4 protein-coding genes are annotated in these 6,767 nt (G+C 45.2%); all 4 read right to left on the bottom strand.

The genetic code is table 11. From position 1 onward, the window contains the following. Positions 1-83: 83 nt before the first annotated feature. The gene (locus FRY97_RS15680; RefSeq protein ID WP_147168503.1) at positions 84-1,250 is read right to left on the bottom strand and encodes a DNA-processing protein DprA; all 1,167 of its coding nucleotides are present in this window, start codon (positions 1,248-1,250) and stop codon (positions 84-86) included. Beyond that, entirely contained in the window at positions 1,247-3,262 is a 2,016-nt protein-coding gene (locus FRY97_RS15675; RefSeq protein ID WP_147168507.1) for a RecQ family ATP-dependent DNA helicase, read from the bottom strand. The genes FRY97_RS15680 and FRY97_RS15675 overlap by 4 nt, the downstream gene beginning before the upstream one ends. A gap of 416 nt (positions 3,263-3,678) precedes the next feature. Continuing rightward, a complete protein-coding gene (locus FRY97_RS15670; protein ID WP_147168502.1) occupies positions 3,679-4,380 on the bottom strand; it encodes a Crp/Fnr family transcriptional regulator in 702 nt (233 codons plus the stop codon). Positions 4,381-4,639: 259 nt separating this feature from the next. Next, positions 4,640-6,379, bottom strand: a complete 1,740-nt coding sequence (locus FRY97_RS15665; RefSeq protein ID WP_147168501.1) for a DNA polymerase III subunit gamma/tau — start codon at positions 6,377-6,379, stop codon at positions 4,640-4,642. Between the last annotated feature and the right edge of the window lie 388 nt (positions 6,380-6,767).

Genomic DNA, 6,767 nt, shown 5'->3' with positions numbered 1-6,767 from the left:
CGTCTCGCATACCCGCAGGCTGCCCGCATAGGGCAGCTTGACGGGTATGCATTGTTCATCGCTGTTTTCTTTTTTCTCTCTTCTTAAAAGAGAGTTTTTATTGAATTATTCTTTAGTTGAAATTTAAGCGGTTTGCTTTTCAGAACTTCAATATTCTCCAATTTCTTTAGGTAAGAAGTCATTTTTCTTGATGACCAATCTAATTGAAGTTTTTTAATTATCTCTTTGGATGAGAAAGCATTTTCTTTGAGCAAGTCAAATAAACTATTGTTATCTAATTCAACCTCTTTTTTAATTGGGGTAGTAGCAGGTTCTTTTAATTTTTCTATTACAGGTTCAGGAGCAGAATAACTTCCATTAATCACCTTATCTCCTTTGAAATCTACTCCAACAGCTCCTTTTTGGATTAGAAGTAAGTTTGCATTTTTCTCTTTTGGATTTGGATATCTTACATAGATAGTTCTTCCTTTTTTTAATCCGTCTTGAACACCTTCCCAAGTCCCTCCCTTTTGACTTGATTCTGCTACATAGATTTCATTTGCTAATCCATAAATTATCGGATTTCTTGCCATGGCTAAACCAACACTCCATTTTGCTCTTGGATGAAAAGTACTTAACACAAGTAAATTACCTTCTACTATTTCCTTATAATATTTCTTGAACCCCGATTTAAATGTTGTTATTCCTTGAGGCAAAACAATAATACTTTGACCGTTATATTTCAATGCACTATCAAGAGCTTGTCTATCTACTCCTTTAGCAAATCCACTAACTACAACTTTATATTCTTTTGATGCTTTTTTTGCAATGCTATCTGTAAAATCTAAAGAAGTTTTTGATGCTTTTCTTGACCCGACAATTGCAATTGAATTCTCTAAAAGAAGTTGTTTATTCCCTTTAGCATATATAACTGGAGGAGTGTGCTTGACTTTTAGATTTTTCTTTAGTGTGTTGGAAAATTCTTTGGAATTAATAGGTATTACCTCAAACCCCTGTGAAATCAAGTCTTCCGCATAGAAAGAGTTATTAGGAATTTCTTCTTTTGCTTTTTCTAAAGAATAAGTTTCTTTTTTGGTAAGTCCGAAATCTCTTATCCATTCAGATTGTGTTAAAGAAAAAAATTCTTCAAAATTCGATTCCCTTTCATGAAAAATCTTGACTATTAAACGATTTTTTTGCTCTGTTCTCCATTTAGGTAAATGAGCAATCGTTATCCAATGTGGCGTTTCTGATAATTGTAGCTTATTCATATGTCACCTCCGACAGTTTTGGCAATAATTAAAGGTGCTATTTTTATTGCTCCTAATTTTGTTAAATATCGTCCGACTTCCTTGATTGTTGCACCACTATCATAGATGTCGTCCACTAATAAAACGGATTTCCCTACTAAATCGTTTGCATCTTCAAAGGTAAACGCATTCTTTACGTTATCCCTTTTTAGTAAACCTGTCTGAAATATTTTTTGAGAGTCTGTCACTCTCGTCTTTTTCAGTCCGTCTGAAATAGGAAATTTAAGAACTTTTGCAATCTTTTGTGCAAAATTCTTGACTAAATCTCCCGATTCAGTTGGCGGAATGTACAAAACTACGTCAAATCTCTCTTTTCCATAGTGTTTTCTAAAAGCCTTTAGAGTTAGTTTTAGCAGCCAATCAGGAAAATCTCCTCCATTTTGATATTTGCTATTATGCAATGCTTGTCCTACATTCGACACACCATAATATGAAGCAGCGATACCATTAACAATTTTTGATGTTCTTGATTCCACTTTTAGTACTGGGAAATAGCTTTCCCTAAAATCCGTCAATTTATTTTGCCAATCGTTTGTAATCGTAATTCCAAGTCTTTTTCCTCTGTCATTATCGCATACTCCACATGTAGTAGAAAAATCATCTCCTAAAAAATCACATAAAAACTTCATTCTACAGCTTGTCAGTTCTGCATACTCAATCATCTTGGCAAAGTCAGTTTGCTTCGCAGTCCTTAATGTCTCAAATGGCTCGGTGTTTAGTTCGGGGGCATTAAACTTGTACTCGTAATATTTTCGCCTTCCTTCAATTACTTGATTTACAATTCCCTGTTCGATTAAGTCTGAAAGGATTACATTGATTTGTGTTTGCTTGATATTCGTTTTCTTTATTACACCATTTCTACCAAGTCTTTCCCGCTTCAATACATTAATAACTCGTTGATATTTTTTAATCGGAGGTCTTCCACCGTCAATAAATGCTTGTGGCAAAGCAAGGTCATCTTTCTTGTTGTAAAACAGAATAATATTAGAAGGGTTTCCGTCTCTACCTGCTCTACCTATCTCTTGATAATAATGAATTGGAGAAACTGGAATTTGGGTATGAATAATAAATCGGATATCTGGTTTGTCAATTCCCATTCCAAGTGCATTGGTAGAAACAACGCACTTGTAGCTATTATTTAGAAGTCCTTCTTCTACTCTTTGTCTTGTTTCAGAATCTAACCCTCCATTGTAAAAGGTAGAATTGATATTTAGATACTCGAACCACTTGGAATAGATTTCAGTATTGACCTGTGTGCCTGTGTAAATTATCCCGCTGCCTGTTAAGTTCGGTAAATTCTTGCCTAACCATATCATCTTTTCATCTTCCGATTCCACATGAACTACCCACAATCTTAGATTATCTCTTATGAGGTTTCCCCTATACGAAGCAATATTCTTTCCTATCTGCTTCTTTATGTCTTCCTCAACTCTTTTTGTTGCCGTAGCTGTTGTAGCTAAAACAGGAAAGTTTTTTGGCAGTAGATTTACAAGGTTAATAATCCTTCTAAATGCTGGTCTAAAGTCATGTCCCCAAACTGATATACAATGTGCTTCATCAACTACGACCATTGATAAATTCATCGTCTTTGCTGCTTGAAGCCATTCTACATTTTCCATTCTTTCGGGTGCGATGTAGAGAATTTTGATTTTATTGTTTTTGGCTTCTTCAATTATCTGCTCGTTTTCTTCGGATGTCTGATTTGAGTTTATACATTTTGCATTTATACCAAGCTGTTGCAACTTATTCACTTGGTCACGCATCAAAGCAATCAATGGAGAAAAAATTACTGTTGTTCCTGAAAATTGAGTTGCAGGAAACTGATAGCACAATGATTTTCCAAAACCCGTTTTTTCAATCAAAAGAATTCTTTCGCCATTAAAAACTCTTTCGATAACTTCCCATTGGGTATCATAAAATTTTGATAGATTGAAAGTAGTTTGCAGTTTAGTTTCTGCTTGGTTTCTTGTCATTTGTTTTTTCTTTTTTTTAATAGCGATGAACTCGCTAATACACGCACTTCCACCCTCATTTGTCGTTCTTTTTCCCACTTTGCCCAGGCTGAGCCTACCTGCTTGTAGGGCTAGGCGTGCCAAGCTAAAGCCCAGACAATGCTACAATATACAAAAAAGCCACAATGCTGCCTACTTGCCAATAGAAAAAAACAGCCTGCCGGTAGGCCAGTGAGGCTGCCCGGTGGGGAGGTGCCACCCCTTGGCAACGGACTAGCGCTGCGGAGGGGCGGCAGGCCCCTTAGGGCCGAGCGAAGAGCGAGCCCCGTAGCATAGCGGCACCTGCCGTTGGGCAGGGGCAGGCCCAAAAGCATATCCCGCTAGCCTTAATAAGCTTTATCTCCTGCCCCCCCCCAACGGCGAGCGGGCACAGAAAATCAGCTCGCCGTATTTTGGGCTTCCTGCTGCAGCGCCTCGATATTCCGGATGAGCAGGCGGCGGCGGTCGAAGGTGAGGATGTTTTTATTGCGCAGCTCGTTGAGGATAGTGGTCACGGTTTGGCGGGAGGTTGCTGTGAGGTTGGCCATTTCCTGGTGGGTCATAAACTTGCGCACCACCACTTCATAGCCTACGCGCTGCCCTTTCTCCCGCGCCAGGCCAAGCAGGAACTCTAGCACACGGGTGCGGGAATCCTTGAACACAAGCGACTGGAAACGCTGCTCCATATCCAACATGCGCGACCCCATGGTTTTTAGCAAGAACAAGCCAAATGCACTATGCACTCTCATCATTGCCTTTACATCAGATACGGTAAGCACGCAAGTTTGGGTATCTTCCATGGCGTAGGCAAAGTCGTGGCGCCGGTCTTTGCCGATCAGCGAAAGTTCTCCAAAGACCTCCCCCGGGCCAAGGATGGCTTTGGCAATTTCTTTGCCCTGCCCGCTGTACGTCCCAATTTTCACCCTGCCGTCTGTGATGAAGAACATCCGGTCGGCATATTCATCGGGCAGGTAGATGTACTCCCCTTTATCAAAAGACTTGTGCTCGTGGGCGTCCAAGGCTCCCTTAGACAGTTTTTGAGGGCATAGGAGCCCCGTAAGGTCAACATTTTCGAGGTACCACAAAGATTGGTTGTTCATGCCTGCGAGGTTGTAGGTAATAGACTTGGTGCGCCGGGGGCCATTGCGGGGTTAGCATGGCGCTCCCCTTCCCAGGCTATGCTTTTCCCAGTCACTTAGCTTAGGCTAAGCTCCTGAAGCAAAGCCTGCGCGTGGTTAAAAACAGCTCATTGTACCCCACTAAACTGCCCCGGCGCATCCATTCTAACCTTTAAATCGTGGAATGCCAGGTTTCGTTGCCCGGCACCAGCCCAAAGTGTCCGCAAGGCTACAGTATAGCTTATTCGTCGGGGCGGAGATCAAACCGGCGCTGCATCTCTTGGAGCAGCGGGTTGGTCTCCCTCATAGCGAGGTATTTCTCTTTGCTGCTCATCAACCGTTTGGGCTTAGGGGGCGGGGCCTCCGCTTCGCGCTTTTCCACCTCAATCGACATCATCAGAGCGGGGAAGCACAGCTGCTCGCGCAGAAACTCTACCAGGCCTCCCTCTTGCCGGATGGTATCTTTGGCCAGGAGGGAAGAGACCGTGACAGAGATTTCCTCCTCGCTTTTCAGGGCGAGCACTGCATTTTTCATGATCACTTTGACCGACTCCTGCTCTGCCTGATCGATATAAACTTGCCAGGCCTGCTGCACGCCCTGCAGGGCAAGAGGCTGTACTTTTTCGGGCTCCTCCTCCTGCTGTTCGGCTTTCAATTCTGAGCGCAAAGCACTCAAGTTGAGGGCGCCCAGTTTGTGTTTGCTAGGCTTGGCAGCAGGCGGAGCATTGTCAGGTTCTGGCTGGGCAGCAGGCGCTGCGGCAGTTTCAGGCAGTGGCGGTGCAGGCGGCATTTCGGCCCGAGCTGTGGGCGCAGGCGGAGCAGCGCTCACGTCAGCCGTTTTTTTTTCCGGGATAACTGCTGTGGCCCCACTTTCGCCTATGGCCACAGAGCGGTTGATGAAGGTCATTTTCAGTAAAGCCAGCTCCACGTGCAGGCGTTTGTTGCGCGCCAAGCGGTACCCCAAATCGCATTCATTGGCGACATTGAGGGCGGTAAGGATAAACCGAGCCGGGGTATAGCGTGCCTGCTCTTCGTAGCGGTCGCGCAGGCTGCCGCTCACCTCCAAGAGCTTAAGCGTATCGGGGTCTTTGCAGACCAACAAGTTGCGCAGGTGCTCGGAGAAGCCGCTCAAGAAGATATCAGGGTCAAACCCCTTGCGCAGTATCTCGTCGAACAGCAGCAGCATCCGGGTGCTGTCTTCTGTGAGCAAAGCATCTACAACCTGGAAGAAGTAATCGTAATCGAGCACATTGAGGTTCTCGATGACATCATCGTAGGTGATGCGGTTGCCCGAAAAGGATACGATACGGTCAAAAATAGAAAGGGCATCCCTTAGGGCGCCATCTGCTTTCTGCCCAATGATATGCAGGGCATCTTTGTCCGCATCAATATGCTCCGTATCGCAGATCCCCTGCAGATGGGCGACCATATCCGGCACCAAGATACGGCGGAAGTCAAAAATCTGGCAACGGGAGAGGATAGTAGGGATGATCTTGTGCTTCTCCGTTGTAGCCAGGATGAAGATCGCATAAGGAGGGGGCTCCTCCAACGTTTTCAGAAAGGCATTGAAGGCCTGCTGTGAAAGCATATGCACCTCATCAATGATAAAGACCTTATACTTGCCCTGCTGCGGCTGGAAACGGACCTGCTCAATGAGGGCACGGATGTGCTCTACGCTGTTGTTGGAGGCTGCATCGAGCTCGGTGATATTGAAAGAAGCGTTAGCGTTGAAGGCATTGCAGGAATCACAGTTGCCGCAAGGCTCGTGGTCAGGCGTCACATTTTGGCAGTTCAGCACTTTAGCCAGGATACGGGCACAAGTCGTTTTGCCTACCCCCCTAGGCCCGCAGAATAGGAAAGCATGGGCAAGGTGGTCGTTCTGCAAGGCATTTTTCAGCGTTTGCGAAACGTGCTGTTGCCCCACCACCTCATCGAATCGGGCGGGGCGGTACTTTCTGGCGGAAACGACAAAGTTGCTCATACGGTAATGTGGGTTCTGAAGTCCAAATGCTGCTGCCTAAAGCACAGGCTGTATTTACAAAGGTAGTAAAAAGCCAAAGGGAATTCCAGCTCGGGCAACAAGGCAAAAGCCCAGGAAATTTTCTTCCCCTCCAAAGCGAATGACGGCAGAGAGGATTACCTTTGCAGCCGGGCGCAAACCAGATTGCCGTTTTTTTTTTGGCCTGCCCAGCCTGCTTCGTGGGATAGGGGCCTGCTCCTGCCACAGGGCAGGAGCCGCTATGCTACGGGGCTCGCTGCCCGCTCGGCCCCTCGCCCTACAGGCGTCGGGTCTAGCCTTCGGCCACCCCTGCGCAGCGCTAGGCCGGCTCCACCCTAAAGCCGGCAAGGCTAAACGCTAGCGACATTTT

It is taken from the genome of Phaeodactylibacter luteus, assembly GCF_007993045.1.
In the GTDB taxonomy this organism is placed as follows: domain Bacteria; phylum Bacteroidota; class Bacteroidia; order Chitinophagales; family Saprospiraceae; genus Phaeodactylibacter; species Phaeodactylibacter luteus.
The sequence above is the reverse complement of the archived record's forward strand: the minus strand, read 5'-3'. Positions and strand labels throughout refer to the sequence as shown.

Coding starts and splice junctions, on each gene's coding strand:
- FRY97_RS15675 (WP_147168507.1), bottom strand. CDS start 3,262: ATGACAAGAAACCAAGCAGAAACTAAACTGCAAACTACTTTCAATCTA.
- FRY97_RS15680 (WP_147168503.1), bottom strand. CDS start 1,250: ATGAATAAGCTACAATTATCAGAAACGCCACATTGGATAACGATTGCT.
- FRY97_RS15670 (WP_147168502.1), bottom strand. CDS start 4,380: ATGAACAACCAATCTTTGTGGTACCTCGAAAATGTTGACCTTACGGGG.
- FRY97_RS15665 (WP_147168501.1), bottom strand. CDS start 6,379: ATGAGCAACTTTGTCGTTTCCGCCAGAAAGTACCGCCCCGCCCGATTC.